Annotated in this window: 17 protein-coding genes; 3 read left to right on the top strand and 14 right to left on the bottom strand. The window is 45.6% G+C overall.

The window, feature by feature from the left end:
* Window positions 1-117: 117 nt before the first annotated feature.
* Window positions 118-672 carry a helix-turn-helix domain-containing protein gene (locus MHB49_RS14880; protein ID WP_405156657.1) on the bottom strand — a complete coding sequence of 185 codons (555 nt, stop codon included), beginning with the start codon at window positions 670-672 and terminating at the stop codon, window positions 118-120.
* A 134-nt stretch (window positions 673-806) separates the two neighbouring features.
* Between MHB49_RS14880 and MHB49_RS14875 the strand changes: the two genes are divergently transcribed.
* A complete protein-coding gene (locus MHB49_RS14875; RefSeq protein WP_405156656.1) occupies window positions 807-1,388 on the top strand; it encodes a LysE family transporter in 582 nt (193 codons plus the stop codon).
* A 66-nt stretch (window positions 1,389-1,454) separates the two neighbouring features.
* On the opposite strand, the gene MHB49_RS14870 is transcribed toward MHB49_RS14875, so the two are convergent.
* A complete protein-coding gene (locus MHB49_RS14870) occupies window positions 1,455-2,426 on the bottom strand; it encodes an MBL fold metallo-hydrolase (RefSeq protein WP_405156655.1) in 972 nt (323 codons plus the stop codon).
* 172 nt (window positions 2,427-2,598) lie between these two features.
* Here MHB49_RS14870 and MHB49_RS14865 point away from each other — a divergent pair, with 172 nt between their 5' ends.
* Entirely contained in the window at window positions 2,599-3,132 is a 534-nt protein-coding gene (locus MHB49_RS14865) for a DUF1572 family protein (RefSeq protein ID WP_405156654.1), read from the top strand.
* A gap of 92 nt (window positions 3,133-3,224) precedes the next feature.
* Here MHB49_RS14865 and MHB49_RS14860 read toward each other — a convergent pair whose 3' ends face one another.
* The 7 genes from MHB49_RS14860 to MHB49_RS14830 all read right to left on the bottom strand — a co-directional run bounded on the left by MHB49_RS14860 (window position 3,225) and on the right by MHB49_RS14830 (window position 16,224).
* Window positions 3,225-7,532: a discoidin domain-containing protein gene (locus MHB49_RS14860; RefSeq protein ID WP_405156653.1), complete on the bottom strand. Its 4,308-nt coding sequence runs from the start codon at window positions 7,530-7,532 to the stop codon at window positions 3,225-3,227.
* Window positions 7,533-7,655: 123 nt separating this feature from the next.
* Entirely contained in the window at window positions 7,656-9,065 is a 1,410-nt protein-coding gene (locus tag MHB49_RS14855) for a glycosyl hydrolase family 28 protein (RefSeq protein ID WP_405156652.1), read from the bottom strand.
* A 122-nt stretch (window positions 9,066-9,187) separates the two neighbouring features.
* A complete protein-coding gene (locus MHB49_RS14850; RefSeq protein ID WP_405156651.1) occupies window positions 9,188-10,744 on the bottom strand; it encodes an ABC transporter substrate-binding protein in 1,557 nt (518 codons plus the stop codon).
* 90 nt (window positions 10,745-10,834) lie between these two features.
* Complete coding sequence (locus MHB49_RS14845) at window positions 10,835-11,749, bottom strand: carbohydrate ABC transporter permease (protein WP_247902606.1); 915 nt, start codon at window positions 11,747-11,749, stop codon at window positions 10,835-10,837.
* 26 nt (window positions 11,750-11,775) lie between these two features.
* On the bottom strand, window positions 11,776-12,738 hold the full coding sequence (locus MHB49_RS14840) for a sugar ABC transporter permease (protein ID WP_247902605.1): 963 nt from the start codon (window positions 12,736-12,738) through the stop codon (window positions 11,776-11,778).
* A 214-nt stretch (window positions 12,739-12,952) separates the two neighbouring features.
* Window positions 12,953-14,719 carry a sensor histidine kinase gene (locus tag MHB49_RS14835; protein ID WP_405156650.1) on the bottom strand — a complete coding sequence of 589 codons (1,767 nt, stop codon included), beginning with the start codon at window positions 14,717-14,719 and terminating at the stop codon, window positions 12,953-12,955.
* A complete protein-coding gene (locus tag MHB49_RS14830; RefSeq protein ID WP_405156649.1) occupies window positions 14,716-16,224 on the bottom strand; it encodes a response regulator in 1,509 nt (502 codons plus the stop codon). The genes MHB49_RS14835 and MHB49_RS14830 overlap by 4 nt, the downstream gene beginning before the upstream one ends.
* Before the next feature lie 276 nt (window positions 16,225-16,500).
* Here MHB49_RS14830 and MHB49_RS14825 point away from each other — a divergent pair, with 276 nt between their 5' ends.
* The gene (locus MHB49_RS14825) at window positions 16,501-17,478 is read left to right on the top strand and encodes an alpha/beta fold hydrolase (RefSeq protein ID WP_405156648.1); all 978 of its coding nucleotides are present in this window, start codon (window positions 16,501-16,503) and stop codon (window positions 17,476-17,478) included.
* 100 nt (window positions 17,479-17,578) lie between these two features.
* Here MHB49_RS14825 and MHB49_RS14820 read toward each other — a convergent pair whose 3' ends face one another.
* The 5 genes from MHB49_RS14820 to MHB49_RS14800 form a co-directional block, all read right to left on the bottom strand.
* Entirely contained in the window at window positions 17,579-18,232 is a 654-nt protein-coding gene (locus MHB49_RS14820) for a hypothetical protein (RefSeq protein ID WP_405156647.1), read from the bottom strand.
* Window positions 18,233-18,609: 377 nt separating this feature from the next.
* Complete coding sequence (locus MHB49_RS14815) at window positions 18,610-20,091, bottom strand: DHA2 family efflux MFS transporter permease subunit (RefSeq protein WP_247903153.1); 1,482 nt, start codon at window positions 20,089-20,091, stop codon at window positions 18,610-18,612.
* A gap of 65 nt (window positions 20,092-20,156) precedes the next feature.
* Window positions 20,157-20,744, bottom strand: coding sequence for a TetR/AcrR family transcriptional regulator (locus MHB49_RS14810; protein WP_405156646.1), 588 nt, complete (start codon window positions 20,742-20,744; stop codon window positions 20,157-20,159).
* A gap of 461 nt (window positions 20,745-21,205) precedes the next feature.
* Window positions 21,206-22,423 carry an MFS transporter gene (locus tag MHB49_RS14805; protein ID WP_405156645.1) on the bottom strand — a complete coding sequence of 406 codons (1,218 nt, stop codon included), beginning with the start codon at window positions 22,421-22,423 and terminating at the stop codon, window positions 21,206-21,208.
* A 311-nt stretch (window positions 22,424-22,734) separates the two neighbouring features.
* The gene (locus tag MHB49_RS14800; RefSeq protein ID WP_405156644.1) at window positions 22,735-23,664 is read right to left on the bottom strand and encodes an NAD(P)/FAD-dependent oxidoreductase; all 930 of its coding nucleotides are present in this window, start codon (window positions 23,662-23,664) and stop codon (window positions 22,735-22,737) included.
* Window positions 23,665-23,681 lie beyond the last annotated feature (17 nt).

The raw sequence follows: 23,681 nt of genomic DNA, 5'->3' as shown, positions 1-23,681 counted from the left end.
TCAAACTCTTCGCATGGAATTGACTTGAAATAACAAAAACGCCATTATAACAGTCTGAATCCACAGGCTGGTGTATTGGCGTTTGTTTGTTTGTTTGTTTGTTTGTTTGCTTACATCTCACTTTGAATAATGGATAACCATGCTTAATTTATTCACAGAGGCACCCAAATTTTTATAGCCATGAGGTTTGTCCGCACGAAAACGGATCGACTCCCCTTGCATAACCGTATAATCCTCCGCTCCAACCCGAATCGTAACTTCCCCTTCAAAAACCGCAATAAATTCCTCTGCCCCTTCGATATGCGGTTCAGCATTCAAAGAAGACCCTTCATCCATTTCCATCATGTACATCTCGAAACGACGCCCCTCTTCAAAAGTAAAATGCGGATAAATCCGAATCTTTCCCTCATTCTCCATCAATGCTTGAATATCACTGCCCGTTACGACAGTTGTGTCCGACTTCGGTTCGTGGATCAAGGCGGTAAAGGATATTTTCAGACCGTTCGCAATCTTCCATACGGTAGCAATTGTAGGGTTGGATTCACCTCGTTCAATCTGACCGAGCATCGTCTTGCTGATGCCAGACATCTCGGCGACCTTGTCCAGACTAAGCCTTCTTTGTTCCCTGAGCTGCTTCAAATTCTGTGCCAGAATAACATTAATGTTTTTCAATATTCAGTCACCCCTGAACTAAAAGATTATGTTGTGCTATATAACGTACATATTGTACAATCATAAAGAACATGCGTTATAACGTACATTTCAATTAAATATAACATACAACAAGGATGACATGTGGAGGACTTATGAATATCATTCCGTTACTAACTTACGCAATCGTGGCTTCATTCACCCCGGGTCCCAACAACATCATCGCCATGACGCATGCAAGAAACGAAGGGTTCAGAAAAATCCTTCCGTTTATTGGTGGCGTTGCAGCTGGCTGTCTGCTTATTATGTTTCTGTCCAGTTATTTCAACCTTATTCTGCATCAATACATCCCTAGGATCAAACCGGCCCTGAACGTGGTAGGCTGTGTATACATGATCTATTTGGCGATCAAAATCATCCGAAGTAAACCCGCGGATACCAAAGATCCAAAGGTCAATCGTTTTACGTTTCTCTTTGGCTTCACCCTGCAATTCATCAACCCCAAAGTCATTCTGTATGGTCTTACGGCCATTTCGGTATTTGTTATGCCTCTTGGAGAATCTCATATTCATATAATCATATTTTCGTTACTGCTAACGATCATTGGCATTAGTGCCAATATGACCTGGGGGTTATGCGGTATGTTATTCCAGAGCTTTTTATTGAAATATGAGCGTCCTTTTAATATCGTAATGGGTGTATTGCTAATCTATAGCGCCCTATCGATCCTATTGTAAAACAATAGGAAAAGCGTTCACTCAATCGAATGAGTGAACGCTTTTTATAACTGCTCTATAACTTCCTCAAGTTAATCTCCACCACGGATGGATTGGATAACTCCCCGTATGCAGCACAACCTTCTCACCAATTTTGGGCGTTGCAATGGTGACATTCAAGGCATGTGCAGCCTTGGTGATCCTTTCAATCGGCTCGTTCCAGGCATGATAGGCCAACGTAAAAGCGGCCCAATGAATAGGAATGAGCAGCCCTCCCTTTACATCCAAATGTGCCTGTACCGTTTCTTCCGGCATCATATGAATGTTGGACCAACGCTCATCATATTGCCCGCATTCCATCAGGGTCAGGTCAAAAGGACCGTACTTACTTCCGATTTCCTTGAAATGAGGACCGTATCCGCTATCACCGCTAAAGAAAACCCTCGTTTCTTTCCCAGCAATGACCCACGAACACCATAGTGTAGAATTGCGGTCCAGCAGCCCCCTGCCCGAGAAATGTCGCGCCGGCGTGCAGGCTAAGGTCAAACCTTTGAAAGAAAGCTCATCCCACCAGTTATGTTCGGTAATCTGTTCCGCAGGCACACCCAGTTGAATCAGTCGTCGACGTACGCCAAGGGGTACGATAAATCGCTGTGTTTTATTCTTCAATCTGCGGATAGAGGAATAGTCCAGATGATCATAATGGTCATGCGATATAATGATCGCATCCAAGGCTGGAAAATCCTCGGGTTGAATTGGCAGATTCGTGCTGTATCGTTTCGTTCCCGCCCAAGACACCGGAGATGGCCGATTGCCCAGCATTGGATCAAAAAGCAGCCTGTGTCCTTCGATTTCAAGCAAAAAAGCCGAATGACCGAACCATGCCACCTGTGGATGATCGGATACCTTTAACGATTCCGTTGGTTCATATTTCTCTACCGGAATGCTGCCCGCAGGTCTACGCTCTATGCTTCTCCGCATGGAATCCTTCAACATACTTACGAGGGAGCGAAAGCTCATACCAGCGGCTGTCGGTATCTGGTTTTCGTATTTTGTCATTATTCATACCTTCTGTTCTGTATAATCAATAATTCAAGCAATAATTCAATCTTGAGTAAAACAGGAGCAATATTAGCCTTTATATTAAATCATTGATCGTATATAATCAATTCGCCTTCGGTTATCTGAATTTGAACTTCAATCCATCCTAATGAATGGAGGACATGTTATCATGATTAAACTTATTCAGGACGTTGTTGAGGACATGAACAAGCAGCTAGAACGCATTGAAACCAGCTTGAGCAGGTTGAATGAGGAACAGATTTGGAAGAGACTCCAGCCTGGCCTGAACAGTGTGGGGAATTATTGTCTGCATTTGGCGGGCAATGAATATCAGAACCTGGTTACAGGTATCGGGAATCAACCTCTGATCCGGGAACGCTCTGCTGAGTTTAATACCAATGGCGGTCTGACCGGGAAGGAATTGTTAGCCAAGCTCCGGCATGTTCGGACAGAGTCAATCGCGATATTATCTGGTCTGGAAGAGACGGATTTGACAAAGGAAGTGACCATTCCCTATGAACTGACCGATTGGAATCGTATGAACCGCAGTGAGGATAAAGCCAAAGATGCGTATGAGCATAAAATCGTACGTACTCTGTTGATAAAGGTCGCTGCGCATTATGGCTATCATACGGGGCAGATCGTACTGCTATCGAAGATTTTACAGCCCACTGACGACCATCTCACAGGACTCTATCACTAGGCTATTCGATTAACGCAAAAAAACGGTAGTGTCCCCTCTTTAAGGACACTGCCGTTTTCTAAAATGGGTCCGTTACTTCATTGATCTTGTATTCAAATGGAAACCAAACTATCCAACGCCGTCTTCAAATTATCCGAAGCGGAATCCACATCGTTCTGGTTTGCTTCCAGATTTGTATCAACCCCGACTGCATTCGTGAAAACAGCCTGTAATTGCGCGTAGCTCTCTTCCGTATAATCCTTCTCATCCACTGCATTTGCCCGTTCCATCAGCAGGGTAAGGAGCGTCCTGTCCACAATCTTCTCATAGAACTCCAGCTCACCAATATTGGCGAAGCCATTTGGCGTGTAATAACGCAAATAACGATAAGCATGGTTACTGGTCAAAGTCTGCTTATACCACTTGATATCACTTACACCACTTATTGTATAAAGTGTATCAAAGTTCACCCCATCATTAGATCCTTGGATCAGTGCTCCATTCATACGAGCGGCATTGCCGATGCGCGGGATAAACCTGATGCTGCCAACTACTTTGGCGTAATCCGCCCCCAGATCGACTTGGGTCCATCCTGCTGCTGTTTTGGTGTCTGGCGATGTGGCAGGATCCCCGTCAAATGCGCGCCATCCATTAGTAATCGCATCAACCGTTCCATCCCAGGAAATGGAGGATGCAAGCACCATCTCAGTGTCTACATGAATTGGAGGATATAAATCAGCGACAGAGATCAGCAGGGTCTTGGCTGCAATTAATTCTTTAAGCAATGCCATCTTGTTTGCATTCGGTTCGGTTAATGAAGCTTTGATCCGGTTAATCTCCTGCATATACAGATAATAACTTCCTTGGGTGTAGCCTTCAGGCGCAACCACTTTTGAATCCACAACCTCCGCATCGTAGTCTACATCACCATAAAACTCAACTTCAGCAACATTACCACTCCATGCCGAGTTGTTGTACAGTTTCAAATATCGATAATATCCATTATTCAGAAGCTGATCCTGTCGAATATCGGACCATGTTCCCTCTTGTGTACCTTTTAGAGGCTGTGTAAGATCCGTCCAGTTTGAATTATCGTTGGAGCCCTGAATGACAAGCCCGTTCATTCTTGAGCTATTGGAAGCTCTTGGCATCAGCACAATTTCATCCAGCTGCACAGACAGTCCTTCACCGAAGTCCACCGTATAGAAGGAACCAGATGATGTATTCAGATCCCCATAGGTGGATGTATCACCATCGAATAACAGATAACCCACCTCATCCTGGGATAACCCGCTACCTGGCCATTGTTTATCTGAAGCCTTTACTTTCGCCATCATGGATACATCAATATACCTGCCGCCATCTACAAGGAACAGCTTCGAATTATCAGTGGTCAGCACAGTCCGCTCCCCTGCTGTTCCGTCACTCTGTTCGTAATCCACCGTAAACTTGATCGTACCTGTAGTTACATCATCACCCATCGTAGCCGCCGCTGTCCAATGGATCTGATCCTGAGTTGTAACGGTTGCTGCAATTCCTTGGATGGTCGCCGTTACGTTCTGGATTGCTTCCTTGGCCTGAATCGTCAATTGTACCGTGTCCCCAGTTGCAATCTTGCCACTTACACTTTGATCCGAAAAGATGGAGACAGACTCCAGCTTATTGCCAGTCTCATGACGTTCACCATAAATCCGGAACTCGGTCATTTCGAACAAATTCCTGACAATGCCATACAATACATCCGGCTGTGGCTGAAGCAGCTGAACCTTGATGAATCGGAACGAATCGTCCTGGTATTCGGGAGCAACATCCAGAGTCTGAAAGCTCTGAGTAAATGCCGTTAACCCCGGGGTCAATCGTACCCAATTCTCCCCATCATTGGAGCCAAAGACAGCTGACTTCGCGAGACGATCGGCAAAAATATTGCTTTGGAATCCAAAGGACGTAGCCGATACTTTGAAATCTGGTCCGAAATCAATCAAATGGAACAGGTTTGGCGCACGCGTATACGAAACCCCTGTCTGATTATCCCCGTCCACCATATTGGCGATGTCTGTCCCAAAGGTCGATGACGCAACGATGTTGTGGTAATCAATACCGCCGCCCTGTTCCAGCAGCGGTGTGACCAGCTTCAGCGCTTCCGCTGCTTGGGCTAGCTCCTGCAGCTGCCCATAGAATACTTCATCTGTAGCTGTATCAAGCTGGTCCAGGGTATCCTCATAGACTGCATGAAATGAGTTGAGTGTCGCTGCGACATAGATTCGATCCTCATCATAAGCAGTTATGGCCTGCTCCACAGCGGAAGCCCGATTCGCAGAAACGACAATCTTCACATTTCTTGTCGTGATTGTTGTACCATCTGAAGCAGCAACATGGAAGGAATGAGTTCCTGTCTGTGGCACCCCCGGCTGCCAGAGCATCTCACCCGTGGCTCCATTCAATACTGCTCCTTGAGGCAGATTAGGGCTGGAATAGGTCACCACATCCGATCCCCCAGCATCGGTTGCTGCAAAATCAACACGAATCGGCGATCCAGGATAGGCGAATATGGAGAGATCAGCATTGCCTGTCTTAAATACCGGAGGCGTGAGCTGTTCACTAGCTTTGATATGAATGTGGTCCATATCTACTGTTGTATCCGAACCTGTGACCTTCATATACAGGATATCGTTCAGACTCTGGAAGCTGCCCAGCGTATAAGTCACATACCGCCACTGTCCATGCGTATCTGGCAAAGTCAAGGTATCATTGATTCCCGGAGTAAGCTCCAAACGGGCCGGTCCAGTGGTACGGATGCGGAAACCAATAATTTTCTCACTGCTGGAACCGTTAAGAAAGGCTATCCGACTTCCCGCTTCTGTAGCCTGAAACCTCACAAACGACGTATCTCCTTCCTTTATGGTGGTTGTGTTGCCGCCAAGCTTCGTATAACGATCTTCGATGTCGATCAATGATCCGCTGGTCTGCTCGCGCGGCAGAAATTCAGCACCTTCAGACGCTGCCTCCTCTGGCATATACAACCAGAAGTCTCCGCCTCCGTCCACATTGTCCCAGTTTTTATTCAGTGTACCACCATAATAAAAGTTGGAAGGCAGCCGCTTCGTGAAAGCTTCATAATAATGAGGAGCCTTCTCAGCAACATTAATGCCTCTGACATATGTGTAGTAATAATACATATCCCAGAAATTTGCCGTATTCATTCTACCTTTGTAGGCGTTGGATATATGATTATACGTATCCCGAATCGTTCCATCTGGTGAAATGGCGTAGGCCACTGGTGTCCAAGGCGTATCATAACCAAGCATGAATTGCCAAAAGAAGTCTGCGGCCGCCAATATACGATCATCCAGAAACTCATACGGTCCGACCGCATTTGCCTCTGTTGATACGGTACCATTCAGGGGATCGACCTTTGTTCCCTGAGCAAGCAGCATACGTGATAAGATAGCAGCGTTAGTGAGGTCTCCACCCCCATGTGCCTGGTCCCTCCCCATCTCCACATGTTGAATCACCGGCTCATCCAGTGGCTCCCCAGTCAGATCATTGGTATTCATCAGGCGGAACAGCTGCTTAACCGATCCATTAAAGCCTTGGTCCTGGGCAGTGTTGTTGACGGTGAACCACTCAACCGCCTCGTTATATCTGCTCTGATTGTTGGTGAAAATATACCCTGCCATCGCACCAAGCAGAGGATAGTTATGCTGATTCATAAAGCGATTGTTGTTATGTTGGAAGGTCTCGATAACCGGATTAATCAGGTTGGTTGTAAAATTGGTTGTATCCTGCGCTGTCCATCCAAGCTCATCCGTCTGATAACTTGTATATCTCAGAATCTCAGCTGCCGTAACCATACGATTCAGCGGAATCCCGGTATGAATGTGAGCATCATTAAAGTAAACATATTTGCCAGGGTCCATCTGCGACCAGATCCGAATGATCCGCATCGCATTAGCCCGATACGTCTCATCTCCTGAAACATAATACATCAACGCTTGTGTATACGCTTTCAATCCATCGCTTATAAAACGGGAGTTGAAGCCTTGGCTGTTGAAGGCATCACTTGCAGGTTTTGTCGGATCCGTTTGGCTGGAATTGCTGGACGTTACTGTCTTGGAGGCAGATGCCGAACTAGTCATCGCTACATAGTAGGAGTACCAAGGTTCCTGCTGCGACAGCACCTGCTCTCTCATGTTCTCAAGAATTTTTTTAGTTAGTCCAACTCCGGGATGCGTGAAACCACCTGAAATTGTTTCATTGATCTGAACTTCATATCCTGACACAGTAACATCGTTTGAATCCGCAGCAGCTGCGATGGAGTGGGCACCGACCGGTATAAGTGCTGCCAACAGACTAATTGCAGCAAGTAAAGCAGTCACCCATCTCCATCTTTTTCCCTCATGAAATCCGCTATTCATTTCCATATCAAACCTCCTCATTTTCATGGAATTCGATGTTCTTGCCTTGAAGCCCGCTTGTGCCAGACATTGAAATTACACATCCCCCCTTTCCTGTTTACGTCCGCATTTTCTTCTAATGAACATTCATTAGCGGAATGTGATGCCACGTACATAATCGTTTATTTCAATCGCTGGATGATCCGGGCTGTCCACACGTTGACCTGCAATCGTCAGATTATTAAACGTTACTCCTTCGATACTGCGCTCATTGTCATAACCATGGATTCGGGAAGGATTCAGCGACCCGCCTGCATACTCGATATCCTCAAATAAAATGTGTTCAATCCGCCGACCAGGAGCGGGATTATAATCCTTGTTCCGAATCACACGCAGATCGAAAAGCTGACCCTGCTCAAAAGTTTCCACTCTGATCTGCGAATAGACAACGTTTCGCACGGTATTATGATCGCCCGCATTAATAGCCATGGCTCCCCAATAGTTGGGTTGTGGCTCGTGATGTTCCAGAATGTCGATATTTTCGTATCGAATATCCTCAATCACATCACCGTTCGCCTCGTAGTCCCCGTGAGTGCCAATCATAAGTGGATGTGCCACATCAGCCCACAGCACTGCATGTCTAACCCGGATACGACGCGAGTCACCGCGGTAGCCCCATCGGCTGCCATAGATCGCGATACAATCATCCGAGTTGCGCATAAAAACATGTTCGATCTCAATATCCGAGCTGGACATGATATCAATACCATCCGACCAGCCCCGTGTGCTGAATGACTTGATACCTCTGATGGACACGTAATGTGAGCTCCCGATGTAGACACTGTAATGCGGCACGTCGATGATCATAATGCCTTCAATGGCAATCCGTTTCGAATGCATCAACCGAACTCCTCGGAATGCAGAGAAGCGATGAAAGTCTGCTAAATAGATCATACCTCGCCCTCGGATTGTAACGTTCTGAACCTGATCACAGACGAAAGAGCCGGCGACAGCAGCACCGCCATTAATATAGACCGTCTTGCCCGATGGAATGCGTAGGATGGTTTCTTCAATGTAATGCATACCTGGTGCAAAATAGAGTATTTTAGCCTCTGTCTCCAGCCATTCCGTACGATGGATGCCGGGTTGTATGACGTGAACACATGGATCATCCATACTTGGAGCATTGGTCTCCAGCTCGTTCCCGAACAGATGCAGATTACAAAATCGTTCACCATTCACCTCAATGGATAACTTAAGAGGTTCTTTCAGTTCAAATGAGATCATATTGCCTTCAATCTGTGATTGGATGTCATGAGATAAAGGCCGAATATCAACAGTCTGCACCTCCGTGTACTTGCATTCAATTTCCAATTCAACAGGAACACCCATATCAAAATAAGCCATACTGGCCTGCCGCACATGGTGCATATCAACCTTCACTCCGTACACCTTTACATCAGACCACGGTCCGTCATTGCCAGCCTCACGAATACGAATAATGTAATCTTGAGATTGGGGAATTTCCTGAATCAGGGGATAACAGATGATTGGCTTCACAAGCGTTCCTCCAGCTATGATATAGGTGTAGACCCCGGAGTATCATGGGGTCTACAGGTACATTGGTACTTATATAATGGATTCGTTCAGTTGTATCCACGATTCTACCTAATCGGAGTCTATTACTTTTTGTTTGCTGCAAAAGCATCCAGTTGAACCTGTAATTCAGCCATAAACTTGTCGAATCCGGCGCCTTCCAGCTGTTTCTTCACATTGGCAAGATCGGCATCAATATCCTTGGTAATGCCCACTGACAGCGGAACGATATACTGCGATTTAACTGTCTCCATGCTTGCAAGCTCTGCAGCCACGTTAGATGTGGCAAGCCCGAATCCGGCCAGTGGACTTTGACCATTCTCTTCCGCTTTCTTGGCGCCTTCATTCTGCAATTTATCGTTAATGGCTTGCCATTCGTCCGGATACTTCTCCTGCAGGTTCATATATCCATCATAGAGCCCGGTCCAGCCTGGCTTTTTGTTCTCCGATTTGATGCCTTCATAGCTAACGAATTCGCCATCCAGCTTGTAATTCTCTCCTTCAACCCCGTACTGCAACAGATTGTAGTACGTTCGATCGGTGTGAGCCTTTTCGATAAGCTTCAGAGCCGTTTCGACGTGCTTAGAGTGAGCACCGATGGAGATCATGGTGATATTATCCGGTGCCATGAACGGCATGTAAGCCGGAATATTGTTGAAATAATAATCAAACCAGCCATACTCAAAATCAGGATGAAGCTCTTTCAGTGCACCAACATAACTGCTGCTGACAGCGCCAAAGTGGTTGTTAAATTCAAGCGGCTTTTTGTCGGCTTTCATCAATTCCAGCGTTTCGCTTGTCGCATTGCCTTGAGCAGCCAGGATATCGTGGCTCACAATGCCATCTTCATACCACTTTTTGGACCGCTCCAGCACCTGTTTATATTCAGGTGTGTCGTACATGCTGATCGCCTTGTATGGCTCATCCACATTGGCAACAACGTACCCTTTTACCAGATCCAGATATTTGGAACCAGCAACCAGAGTCCAGACGTTATCCGCAAACCGCTTGTCATTAATCATCGGTGTGTCTGGATAAGCTTCTTTGGCTTTGTAAAGATATTGTTCTACGGTATCCAGATCTGTAATTTCCGGTAATCCCCACGCTTTGCGCAGATCTTCTCGGAACAGCAGGCCTTCTCCGCCGCCTCCGGGCTTATTGTATTGTGGAATGCCGTAGAGGCTGTTGTTAATTTTTACGGTATCCAGAGTACCTTTATAATGCTCCACCAGATCAGGCACATCTCCAAGCAGTGGGGTCAGATTCGCAAATGCATTCTTGGTGGCGAACGATGCAAAGTCCGACCAGGCGCCGCCTACATAAACGTCGTATTCCTTCGCGGCGATAGCTCTGCTGATCTGATTCTTTTCGTCTCCCCAAGGCACAAAGTCAAACCGGATCGTTGCCCCCAGATCCTTAATCGTTAACTCATCCAGTTGCTTGTAAAAGTTGTCCATGCCACTGGCGGGAGCATTCCCCATTGTGATCCCCTTCAATTGCACAATCGCCTTGCCATCGGATGTCGTAGTGCCTGAACCTTCGGCAGCACCTTTGTCCGAACCCCCATTCGAACATGCAGAAAGGATAACCGTGAATAGCATGAGACAGGACAGAAGTGATTTTTTAATATGTAACGCTTTCAAAACAATCCCCTCCATTATGATGATATTTTTGTATGTGGAGCGACCAGTGGCAGCCTTTCACCATATCCTGATCGTGTAAAACCATAATCATTATCCCTTCACGCCTCCAACAATCAGACCGCTCACAAAATGACGCTGCATATACGGATACAATAGTATAATGGGACCCGTTACCAGCATGGTGGTTGCCAGCTTCATCGTCTCACTTGGCAGTTGATCCACAACAATCTGAGCATCCCTGACAGCATCCGTCACACGGGATAACATACGATAAAGCAGATACTGCAATCCCCATTTCTCCTGATCCGAAATCAAGTACAAACTATAACCAAACCAGTTATTCCAGTAACCCAGTCCAAGGAACAGTCCGATTGTTGCACTAACAGGCTTCGAGAGTGGAAGAACAATCTGCCAATAGATTCTGAAATCACCTGCCCCGTCGATTCGTGCTGACTCCATCAAGGAATTGGGAATGCTTTTGACATAATTGCGGAACAGGAACACATTAAATGGAGAGAGCATACCCGGAAGAATGATCGCCCACAACGTATGATTGAGATGCAGCACATTGGCAACCACCAGGTAGGTGGGAATCAGTCCGCCGCTGAACAGCGTGGTAAAATAGATAAAGAAGGCCACCTTGTCCCGGTGCTTAAAATCCGGACGGGATAGAATGAATCCGCTCATGGACGTTGTCAATAATCCAAGTAACGTGCCCAGCACCGTAACATAGATTGTCACGAGATACGCCCTCCCAATTTCCCCTCCCAAGGTCGTGAAAACAATTTTGTACGCATCCAATGTGAAATCCTGGGGCAGCAGTGAGTAGCCGTTCACTACAATTTTGGATTCATCACTCAGTGAACCTGACAGCATCAGGATAAATGGAGCGACGCAGATTAGTGCGACCAAGCCAACAATGACCACAGCCATAACATCGAATATTTTCGAGCTTGCATCCACTTTTAACTTCTTCTTGTCAGATGTTGCTGCAAGTTGTGCCATCAAGCTTCCTCCTATTCCGTTGATAATTAAAATAAAGAATTTTCACGATCCACTTTACGCACAATTGCATTTACCGTCACAACAAGTACCAATCCGAACATCGATTGATATAGTCCTGCCGCTGTCCCCAGTCCAAGACTGAAATTCACCGTTAATGAACGGTATACATACGTATCGATTATGTCGGTTGCATTCAGCAGCAGTCCGTTGTTACCGATTATGTTCCAGAACAGATCGAACTGCCCCCTCATAATTCCTCCGATAGCAAACAAAACCAGGATGATAACCGTCGGTTTCAAAAGCGGCAGTGTAATGTACCGAATCCGTTGCCACTTGCTGGCGCCATCGACATACGCTGCTTCGTATACGCTTTCATCAATGCCCATAATGGATGCTAAATAGATGACCGTCCCGTACCCCAGCCCCTTCCAGATTTCGATAATGACGATAATGAACGGCCAGGCCTCAGGTGACTGGTAGAAGTCAAAGCGCTCCAAACCCAATGACGTAAAAACGTTGTTAAACACACCATACTTGTAGTTGAACAGATTGTATACAATGGAGCCAACCACAACCATCGAGACGAAGTAAGGCATGAACATCAGCGTCTGCGAGGTTTTCATGAATTTCTTGAATGTCAGTTCCCTAAGCAGGACAGCCATGGCGATCTGACAAATGTTGCCGAGCACAATGAAGGCCACATTATAGAGCAGCGTATTGCGAGTCAATTTCCAGACAATTGAATCCCAGCCTCCTCTGAACAGGAACTCAAAATTTTTCAACCCAACAAACGGACTGAACAACCCCTTGCTAAAGTCATAATCGGTAAACGCATTGTAGAGACCCGCCATGGGAAGGTAGCTGAATAAGGTGAAAAACACGACCAGGGGAATCAGCATAATATAATAGGTTTTGTGTTCCCTCAGGTCTGCAAAGCGCCTTTTCCTCTGTTTGAGCGCTTTTGTCATTGCTATATTTGGTTCTGCCATCGTATCACCCTCTCCTTGCTTCCTATTGTAGTCCGGCATACTACCTCTCCACTATTCGAATTTCACAAGATTTCTGGTACTTTTCGATGAAAATGCAAAACAAAAGCGACAGGTAGAAATACCTGTCGCCATGATCTCATCCTATTCACGGAAAGGCTGCCGTCGTTTGCTTCGTTTACGGAATCCAAAGTTATCACGATTTTTCTCATCAAAATCATGTACTAGCTTGCTTCAATTCATGTGTAACCCGAAAAACCATGGGAATATTGATAATTACACTTGTGCCTCTACCCTGAACTGATTCATAATGTATCCCATCCGTTTCATTATAATAAAACTCCAGTCGTTTGCGGATGTTATGTACGCCGTATCCGCTCCCTTGATGGCGGTGTTGCCGAGAGGGGGATTGCTCTAAGCCAGGGCCATCGTCAGTGACTACGATCCGTACTCGCCCCTCCTCTATGCCTCCCGTAATTGTAATGATGCCATGACCCTCGGGCTTTTCCAGAATACCGTGTACAATCGCGTTCTCAACCAAAGGCTGTAGCGTAATTTTGGGCAGCATACATTCCATGATCTCCTCGTCTACGTGTACATCGAATTGGATCTTGCCTTTGAATCTTTTTTGCTGAATGCTTACATAGATCTCGGATAACCGCAGCTCATCTCTCAGTGTTACAAAGTCTTCCCCTTTATTCAGAATCAACTTGTAATAGTCAGAGAGGGCGTAAATGACCTGCTGAACGTTCTGCTTCTCTTCTTTCTGGGCCATCCAAACGATCATATCCAGCGTATTATACAAAAAATGAGGGTTAATCTGGGACTGCAATGCCCGCAGTTCTGCCCCTTTCTTTTCTTGTCCAAGTCTGTATTGATTGTCCATTAGTTCCCTGACACTGTTAATCATATAATTGTAGCTTGATACCAGGTGACCTACTTCGTCCTCCCTGTTGGCAATATCCAGCGTGTTTAATCTGCCTTGCCGAACCTGGCTCATTCTGTTCATAAGCAAGAAGATGCGACTGGTAATGGATTTCGTCACCGGGATGATGCATACGAGTAGAGCCAGGCAGACTAGCAAGTAAACGAGGAGAACCTTGTTTCTCACCTGATTAACGGCTGTAGCTGCCGTATCCGGAGATATAACGGAGTGCAGGAACAGATTGCTGGATCCAACTCTCGAATCTCGGACGATATAAGAGGAGTCACCCACTTTGACTTCTTCAAACTGATTTCGGCTCACCTGAGAACTGTATCCACTTCGTTGTTCCAGCTCCGCATGTCCATTGCTGATTACCACTTCTCCCTCATCCGTATCCAAGTAGACCAGCTGCTCCATAGCTGAATTCATGATATAAGGCTGAAGCTGGGGCAACTCCACACGCAGCGTTACGATGCCTACAGGCTCTGAATAGTCGTTAATATTCCACAGCACTCTTCCGAGGGCTAAATAACTAACGGACGATGTGGCACCCTCATCTTTCATCATCACCCACACCGCTTCGCCGCCCCCTGCAACGATCCTTTTTACCCACGGCTTGGACGACACCTGTGCATATGGACGATACATCGTTGCGTGTGGACCTGTAATGACGAAGTCATCATTAATATAATATACGATCCCGTTAATCTCAGAGTTTGTCTGAAGAATACGTGTATAGTCGGTGATCCGTTCAAAGGCGGACAGCTGCTCCGACACCTGCATGCCCTCCGGGTCCTTGGAGAACACCGCATTGATCTGCTCGTCAATCGTAATCATCGACGACACTTCCTCAATGTGGGAGAATTTGCTGGACAGCAGTGATAAAGTTTGGTCAAAACTTTGGTTGGCTGCATAGTTCTGTCCGGTGATTACAGTATTACGAAGTTCGCCGTATGTAGTTGAGAACGTAATCATCAGCGGAATAATGCCTGCGAGTGCCAGCAGAATGACCAGCTTTTTTTGCAGAGATAGATTGCCCAACCACTTCAGAGCCCTCATTTGGAGAACTTCTTTCGATATTCCACAGGCGTTACGCCCGTAGCAGCCTTAAACACCTTGGCAAAATATCCTGCACTGGCATAACCGGACATTTTCGAAATATCGATCATTTTGAAGTGCTCCTCAAGAATAAGCTTCTTGGCAAGCTCCAACCGATAGTCATTCAGATACTGCTTAATCGTAGTTCCTGTCTCCTGCTTGAACAGAACACCAAGATGGGCGGTGGATAAGTGCACATGGTCTGCAATCTCACGCACATCCAGGTCTACATCACTGCAATGCTCAGAAATATAGTTCATCACATTACGAATCAAGCCCGAATATGGCGATATCCGTGTGAACTCCTCCTGATATGCATAACATAGCTCAAGCATGTGATCCTTCACCTCAAGCATCGTACGGCATTCGTTCAACTGCTTCTCCACATCTTGAATCTGAACCATGCTCCCCGTGCGGATCAGTACACCATTCCTCTCCTTGAACAGCGCATTGGCAAACGTGACACACATGGACAGAACTCTTTCTCTTGCCAGTTCCCCTTCTGCCAGCACTCTGTTACAGAACGTCTCCATCCAGTTGATCAATCCTTCCGGTTCCTGCTTCAACAACCGGTAGAATTCAGGATATATGTCACTTCTGAGCCCTTGTGGTGCGTAATTCACCGAATCATATTTGAAGTAACACAGATCTGGCTTGAAAAAAACACGTTCCATGGCCAGTACCGCTTCGCGGAAACTTCTGGATACTTCCTCCAGTCCGGCCACTACCTGACCAGCTGCAATACGAAGTTCGCTGTACTCCCTGCATAGCGTTTGTGCCAGTACCCTCACCATCTCATCATCCGGTCGGGGCAGTGACACGACAAGCAGCAAACGGTCATAATCCAATTGCTCGGCGATGGTAGCAAAGTTATGTTGTTCCCAATAGTTCTGGATGTTGACAGCATCAACTGGCATTTCTTTATTGAACTGAGATATGATCAGACATACATAGCTCGCATGTATCGGATAACCGATCTCCTGAGCTTTACGCCTAAGTTCATCAGCTTGGTGGGACTGTGTTCTCAAAGCATTAGCCAGCTTCACACGCTCCAAATCCATCTTCTGATCCAGCAGCAAATGCTGTGCCCTCCGTTCAGCGATATAATGTACTGTCTTCTGAATGGCATTCTCCATCTCCGGCAGCTTGATTGGCTTCTCCACATAATCGACAGCCGAGAGCTGTATCGCACTTTTCAGATAAGCCACGTCCATATACCCGCTCATGAATAACAGCTTGCTATCCGGACAGACTGCCACGAACTGTTCAGCAAATTCGATACCATTCAGCTTTGGCATCCGTATATCCGTAATGACAATCTCAGGCCTTTGAGCGGTTGCTATACGCAAAGCCTTGGCTCCATCCTCGACCTGAAGCACCTCATGTACACCAAAGCTCTTCCAGTCGATAGCCTCCACTAGCCCTTCTCTTGTATAATCGTCGTCATCCGCAATCAATACTTTCATCGCGATGCCCCCTTTTTTACAATGTGCAGCTAAGGCGTTCGTTAAGATAGCGCTTACATTTATAAGCACGTTCTGCTTCCTCGCCCTTTCTATTCCTCATATCGGTATAATATATCAACAGTGCCGCCTTTGGCTATCAATCAATTCTGAGAAATATACATTTCATCCAATTATATCGGGTGAAAAATAATTAAGATGGAATTAAGTCTCTGTTTTCTCCCCAATAAGATTGGGCATATATGATAGAGAAAATACAGAGAGAGTATGTGAGAGATAATGAAAAAATTTCGCAGAAGATTATTTAAGACGTTTATATTCGGGGCTGTGGCTGTACTTCTCCTACTGTGTACAGGTATGATCTATCAGCAAGTAAGTACCCGTCAGGATCTGAAAACATTTATCCCCCCTGGCAAGCTCTACAGTATACATGGAGACAATATGCATTTATATACGGGTGGTCAAGGAGATGTAACTGTTGTCCTTGCATCCGGATGGGGCACAGCTGATCCTTATGTGGATTATTATCCGCTCTATGAAAAGCTGGCACCTTATACGAAATTTGCGGTTTACGATCGCTTTGGCTATGGTTATAGCGATATGACCGATAAGAAACGCGATGTCGATACCGTGGCAGATGAATTGCATGAGTTATTAGAGGTATCTGGGCAAAAGCCACCATACGTCTTGGTAGGTCACTCCCTCGGTTCGCTGGAAACACTCCGGTTTGCGCAAAAGTATCCGGATGAAGTACAAGGTATTGTCATGGTGGATGGAGGAAGTCCGGAATATTACGCCAATGACACTGACGATATGTCAAGTGTGATTGGTGGCTTCATGAACCAATTCCGGATCAAAACCGGTTTGTTTCGGTTGACCTTACAGTCTGACGCTGTTTTGGAAGCCTCCAATGCCAATCGCAACGGTCTGAAGTTCGTACCAGATAATCTGAAGAAAATAGATACAACGGCTCTACTGCTTAACTATGGGAATGCGAACACCGTGGATGAATTACGTGAAATGACAGCCAATGCCGAGGTTGTCGTCGACAACAAAAAGCCCTTCCCGTTTCCGCTTACCATACTGACAGCGGATTACTTTGGAGCCAGTGAGCCTATATGGGATAAAACCCAAGCTGAATTTACTTCCTGGTCGGAACACTCCAAACATGAGACCGTTAAAGATACCGAGCACTATATTCATCAATATCATCCGGATCTTGTTGCCAATGAAATATTGGAACTGGTTAAGAAGTAGATTCCCTGAAGAAATGCCAAACTGGCTGTACAGTTCATTTGCAAAAATACCCCTAACGATTCTGGTATCGTCAGGGGTATTTTATTTTGGGTTAGAGGTTTCACTGTGCTAATGCCATTCTTGGTGTTTGCAATCTGAAATGTGCCAATGCCTCCTGAACCTCAATGCTCGTTAGACCGTGTCGATCAAGATAATGCATAACCTCCTCCATGTTAGCACCATCACCGCTGTATATCCGCTCAGTCTTTCGAAAAATCTCTTGTTGTAATCGCTCTCGAATACGCATGCAGCTGACAGGCTCACACAGCCAAAAATCAGTTCGCTTGACCTCTCCTGTTGCCGTCCATAACAAATTCTCATATCGTATGACATCCCAATCGAGATAACCGGCCTGAATCTGCTGAAGTTCTGTTGAAAACATATCATATATCAGGTTGCGCGGTATGTCTCCGTATGTTGCCCGATACTGTCCCAGATTGAATCCCTCAATCCATTCTGTCAGCACAAAATTCCCAGCAGCGTACGCATACAATTCGGGAACATGACGATTGTTTTGCAATGACAAGAGCGCTTCACACTCCAATTCTCCATTCACCTTTCCGCGAGGCGTATATATCTTAAGGCAGTAATCTTGTATACGATAGACAACCGACTGCTTTCCCATTAGCGAAGCTTGCATAGTCAGATGACCGTTTTTTTCATAGCGATCTAGCAACTGTTTTATATTCGCAGGTATAGATTTAACGATTCTCATAAAGACGTCTCCTTGCTTATAAAATACACTCTAAAACGTTTTCTTCTATTCGTTATCATTAATCTACTCTCTATATTAACTTTAAAATTCCATATGAACATATACAATTTCATCAGATCATGAACTATTTGCTTCCAACATCGAGATTTATTCCAGAGGCTGTCTTCATATCCTGGGGAATGGGTTTACCATTTTCTAAGGAACTTGAGACGCGTTCAAGTCCGCTTCAGCTTGCTGTAGGTTTGATAAATGCTCTACTCACCTGGCAGGTTTAATTTCACTTTAATGGATGGAACCCGTTTCATGTCAAGGTACAAAAAAACGGCGCCCCCTCTATTGAAGAGAGAGCACCGTTTCATTTCTCATATGACTTTTAATTAATGCATAGGACCTTGTTGACCCTGCTGAGCACCAACCTTAACTCGTTTCACGAAAAGTGAAATGATCAGTCCAATGATCGCAAGAACCATTGCGAAGATAAATGCATTTTGTACACCGGATGTAAAACCAGCCAATTGATTCTCTGGACTTTCAGGGTTCGTTACACCGCTCAAGAAGCGGGTCTGACCTGCGCTCAGTATACTTACCGCAACAGCTGTACCAATAGCTCCTGATACCTGCTGCAATGTATTCATAATCGCCGTTCCGTGTGGGTAGAAAGCAGGTGGCAATTGATTCAAGCCGTTGGTTTGTGCAGGCATCATAATCATCGAAATCCCAATCATCATGAATACATGCAGCGTAATAATTTTGGTCAGAGTTGTTGTTGGAGTAATTCCTGTGTACATGAAGAGTACAACTGTCACAATCGCAAGACCAATAATCACAAGCCATTTTGGACCGAACTTGTCAAACAGACGACCCATAACCGGGGACAAGAATCCATTCAGCAAGCTGCCCGGAAGCAGTACCAGACCGGCAGTCAGTGCCGTAACCGCCATACCTTGTTGCAGGTACATCGGCAGGATCAGCATGGATGACAACATCATCATCATACAAAGGAAAATCAGAATCAAGCCGACTGTAAACATTGGATATTTGAATGCCCGCAGATCCATCATCGGCTGTTTCATTCTCAATTGACGGATGCTGAACAGCAGCAAAGATAATACTCCAATTACCAGTGTGGCTACAACGATTGGACTGGTCCAGCCACCGCCACTATCCCCATGTCCTCCTGCACTACTGAATCCGTACACGATACCACCAAAACCAAGTGTGGAAAGCACAATGGAAAGAACATCAATTTTGGGCTTGGTCAAATTCGAAATATTCGGTAAAAACAGCAAGCCGCATACCAATGAAATAATGAAGAACGGCAAGGAGATCCAGAAGATCCAGTGCCAGCTCAGATTGGCCAGAATCAGACCCGAGATACTCGGACCACTTGCTGGTGCAAACATGATAACCAAACCGATCAATCCCATGGCAGCGCCACGTTTTTCAATCGGGAAGATTACCAATATGGTGTTGAACATTAGTGGCAGTAACAGAGCTGTACCTACAGCTTGCAATACCCGTGCCACCAACAGAACTTCAAAACTCGGTGCAATAGCAGCAACTAGCGTTCCTGCAATCGAAAAAATCAGAGAAGTTGTGAACAACTGTCTCGTTGAAAACCATTGTAACAGCATACCGGAAACCGGCACCAAAATACCCAAAACGAGCAGATAACCTGTCGTTAACCATTGAATGGTAGTTGGTCCCACTTCGAGCAATCCCATAAGCGGTGTCAATGCCACATTTAGTGCCGTTTCACCAAACAGACCAATAAAGCCGCTGAGCAGCATGGCGAATAAAATCGGAAATACTTTATATTGTTTTGTTTCTTGTTGATCCTTTACAGAACCAGCCTTCATGGCAGCTTCCACAATCCCATCCTCCTCAAACAATCTGACGATTTCTATTTCTCTCTTTACGAAGCTTATTGCTTCTCTTTTGCATTCTTCGCCACAACGGACAAATAATCAGCAGCCGTCAGCAAAGGCTGTTTGTCCTGGTTGGTCAGGCTGATAATCAATGCGCCCTCCATTAAGGAAATGACGAGAAGCCCCATCTCTTGTGCTTTCTTTTCGCCTATACCATCCAAAATCAGATGTTTCGTAATGATTTGCTGCCATCCTGCAAACACGTCCTGACAGGCAATTCGCAATTGTTGACTGATGCATGAGGTTTCCACGGCTGCCCAGAAACTAAATGGAAGAAAACCCGTAAATCCTGCCGCTTCCGTTTCAACCGCCAAGTCATGAATAAATTGCTGAATGGCATCCCCGGTATTATCATGAGCAGCAAACAATTCTTCAAACTTCTGCAGAATGTTTTCATTGGCTTTTTGAATGCACTCGTGAGCGAGCTCTTCCTTGCCATGTGGGAAATAATGATATAACGAGCCTTTCGGCGTACTGCTCTCCTTAATAATCTGATTTAGACCGGTCGCATGATATCCTTGTGAAAAAAACAGTCTGGCTGCTGTGCTGACGATTAGCTCTCTAGCATTAGACTTTTCACTCAATAAAGCCACATCCTTCAATAAATTATAACAATCGGTCTATATAATTAAAACCGTTTCGAAAAACACTGTCAACCCTTATATTTAGGCCAATTTTCGTGATAGCGCTATCAATTCAATGTTGCAGAGATTCTTTACTTAACGGATGATACGAGCAGTTCCACGAATTGTAAATATTGGAATGAAAGATGCGGATGAAGATAAGCGTTTTCCATTAGAAGTCATAGAAGCTGAGTGAAGTTTATCCTCAAAATAAAATAAAAAAAGCGAGAATTGATCCTCGCTTTTTTTGTGTATCATTCTTTACATGGAATTCGCATCACTTACTCGAAGAAATCATCGAACGACCGCACAGGTTTTACATCCATGGGCTGTTTGGACGCAGCCAGACATGCATATGCCCCCACATATACAATTAAGCATAACAATATTAATGATAGCATGTTAAGCACTCCCTTTTTTATCTATCCATTCAGAATCTTCTTTTTCAAAATACGATTTACTTGCTCTGAACTGGCCAGCATCACGATAAGGAAAACAAGTACAACCAGCGGGAAAAAGCCGATATTAGTTTTCGCAGCAAGAACGCCAAAAAGCGGAGGCAGCAATGTGGTTCCTGTGTAAGCCAGTGCCATTTGGTATCCCATTAATCGGGCAGAATTCGCTTTGCCGAATCGAGCTGGAGTTTCATGAAGAAGCCCGGGATAGATGGGTGCAAGCCCCAAACCAATCAGCATAAATCCAGCCAGTGCAAATGAAATGGATAATGGAAGCAATAAAATGATGCCACCCACAATGGCAGTCACTTGACCTGCCAGAATTAAGACCCGATTTTTTATTTTCAACGTGATAAAGCCCGTAATTAACCTGCCAATTGTAATACCCCCGTAGTATAAGGAGATCCAGCCCGCAGCCGTTTCTGCCGAGATGTTCCTTGCGCCTACCAGATAGCTGGCTCCCCATAAACCGACCGTTGTCTCCACGCCACAATAAAACAGAAATGTGATCAGTGAATTTTTGACTCCCTTCATCTTCAATACATTATGTTCGGGTCTGTTCTCACGCTGTTCTATCGTGTTGTTTGCCTGCACATCATTTGATTCGTTGTTCAGATTCGTACTCTCCCGACTTGCAGCAACACGCTTCCACAACGGCAATGTTGCAAACAAAATGAGGACAAGACAGCACTGGACGACGGCTACAGCTGTGTACCCGCTTCTCCAGGAATGATGTTCCGCAATGTAATACGACATAATGATGGGACCCATCGTCGCGCCCACACCCCAGAAACAGTGCAGCCAGTTCATATGGTGTGCTTTGTAATGCTCAGCAACATAATGATTCAGCGCAGCATCAACGGCTCCGGCTCCTAGACCCAGAGGAATGGCAAGAATAACGAGCCATACCAATGAAGGTGCGAAGGAAAATCCAAGGAGCGCTCCGGCAGTCAGGCAACAGCTGATTAACGTAACCATGCCTGTTCCCCATTTTTGAATAACCGTGCCGCTTACCAAGCTTGAAACAATGGTTCCTCCCGCAACGACCATCGACAGAATTCCTGCTGACCCAAACGAAGCGCCAAGTTCAGGCCACATGACTGGCCAAGCTGAACCTAGCAGAGAGTCAGGAAGCCCCAGACTGATAAACGCAAGGTAGATAATGATAAGAAACCAAGTTGCCATAAATCGATCCCTTCCCTGCATATAAATTGAAAGTAAATGAACACAAGAATACTAATTAAACCACTTTATTTATATACTTTATAAAGCTCATTCATTATATTGCGTTAAAAAAAATTCTTTGTCAAGAGATCGGTTCATGATTTTGGATTTTCAAACCCTATGGTCGGAACCATTCTACTAAGTGACGGATAAGCTCTGCTGCACACAAAAAGGGGATTGCGTTTGCAATCCCCTTTTTCATCTGATCAATTTTATTAATAGTATCTTCTATGCAAATTTCCAAACATTCATATAACGGATAAGCCGGTTTACTATCGGTTTAAATGTTTAGCGCGTTCATCCCAAGCTTCCAGATTTAGCTCACTGTTGATCGTTACAGCGGTTAATGCACCAAGGGATGCCGCAGTAATGGCCTGATACATTTCCGATGCCGCATCTCCAGCACTGAACACTCCCGGTACGGTCGTTTTACCGAAATCATCCACAACCACTGTACCCGCTTCCGTAACTTCACAGCCTATCGACTGGGGCAGTTCTGATCCAGCCGTTAGTTTCGGCCCAAAGAAAATTCCTGTGCACGGGATTTCGGTGCCATCCTCCAATATAACCTGCTGCACCATCCCATCGCTGGATTCAATGGTTTGAATCGGGGAATCCCATACCGGAACTCCATGCAGCTTCAACTCCTCCCGCTGCTCGTCTGTTAGTTCATCAGGTCCATTGGTACATATGGTAAACTGGCTTGTCCAGCCAGAGATCGTTTTGGCCATGTGATACGCCTTGGCTCCACTAACAATGATGACTAATGTTTGATCTCTTAACTCCCAACCATCACAATAAGGACAGACAAAAGCACTCCTGCCATATACCTCTGTTAATCCGTTAATATTCAGTGGGAGGTCCTTTTTCCCAACGGTGAACAAAACTTTCTTCGTAGAATAGGTAGCTCCTTGCGCCGTTGTAACTTGAAAATCACCATCGGTTCCTGTAACTGAGGTCACTGTGTCCCCAACAAGATGAACGGACGGATAAGCACTGATCTGCTCTTTCGCAACCTTCCGAAACTCACGGGGGCTGGCGCCATCTCTTGTCAGAAAACCATGTGTTTCACGAGTAACCCAGTTACGTGGACGTTCATCATCAATGACGATCACCTCTTTGCGGGCCCTGCCTAGTACAAGTGCTGCATTGAGACCCGCAGGCCCTCCCCCTATGATTAATACATCCATCTGTTGTTCCATATTTAACACCCTTTCCA

The sequence above is a fragment of the Paenibacillus sp. FSL K6-0108 genome, assembly GCF_045040695.1.
GTDB classification, from domain to species: domain Bacteria; phylum Bacillota; class Bacilli; order Paenibacillales; family Paenibacillaceae; genus Paenibacillus; species Paenibacillus pabuli_B.
The sequence above is the reverse complement of the archived record's forward strand: the minus strand, read 5'-3'. Positions and strand labels throughout refer to the sequence as shown.

Excerpts from the sequence above, each read along its gene's own strand:
- MHB49_RS14875 (WP_405156656.1), top strand. The coding sequence starts at position 807 with ATGAATATCATTCCGTTACTAACTTACGCAATCGTGGCTTCATTCACC.
- MHB49_RS14870 (WP_405156655.1), bottom strand. The coding sequence starts at position 2,426 with ATGACAAAATACGAAAACCAGATACCGACAGCCGCTGGTATGAGCTTT.
- MHB49_RS14865 (WP_405156654.1), top strand. The coding sequence starts at position 2,599 with ATGATTAAACTTATTCAGGACGTTGTTGAGGACATGAACAAGCAGCTA.
- MHB49_RS14860 (WP_405156653.1), bottom strand. The coding sequence starts at position 7,532 with ATGGAAATGAATAGCGGATTTCATGAGGGAAAAAGATGGAGATGGGTG.
- MHB49_RS14845 (WP_247902606.1), bottom strand. The coding sequence starts at position 11,749 with ATGGCACAACTTGCAGCAACATCTGACAAGAAGAAGTTAAAAGTGGAT.
- MHB49_RS14840 (WP_247902605.1), bottom strand. The coding sequence starts at position 12,738 with ATGGCAGAACCAAATATAGCAATGACAAAAGCGCTCAAACAGAGGAAA.
- MHB49_RS14835 (WP_405156650.1), bottom strand. The coding sequence starts at position 14,719 with ATGAGGGCTCTGAAGTGGTTGGGCAATCTATCTCTGCAAAAAAAGCTG.
- MHB49_RS14830 (WP_405156649.1), bottom strand. The coding sequence starts at position 16,224 with ATGAAAGTATTGATTGCGGATGACGACGATTATACAAGAGAAGGGCTA.
- MHB49_RS14825 (WP_405156648.1), top strand. The coding sequence starts at position 16,501 with ATGAAAAAATTTCGCAGAAGATTATTTAAGACGTTTATATTCGGGGCT.
- MHB49_RS14820 (WP_405156647.1), bottom strand. The coding sequence starts at position 18,232 with ATGAGAATCGTTAAATCTATACCTGCGAATATAAAACAGTTGCTAGAT.
- MHB49_RS14815 (WP_247903153.1), bottom strand. The coding sequence starts at position 20,091 with ATGAAGGCTGGTTCTGTAAAGGATCAACAAGAAACAAAACAATATAAA.
- MHB49_RS14805 (WP_405156645.1), bottom strand. The coding sequence starts at position 22,423 with ATGGCAACTTGGTTTCTTATCATTATCTACCTTGCGTTTATCAGTCTG.
- MHB49_RS14800 (WP_405156644.1), bottom strand. The coding sequence starts at position 23,664 with ATGGAACAACAGATGGATGTATTAATCATAGGGGGAGGGCCTGCGGGT.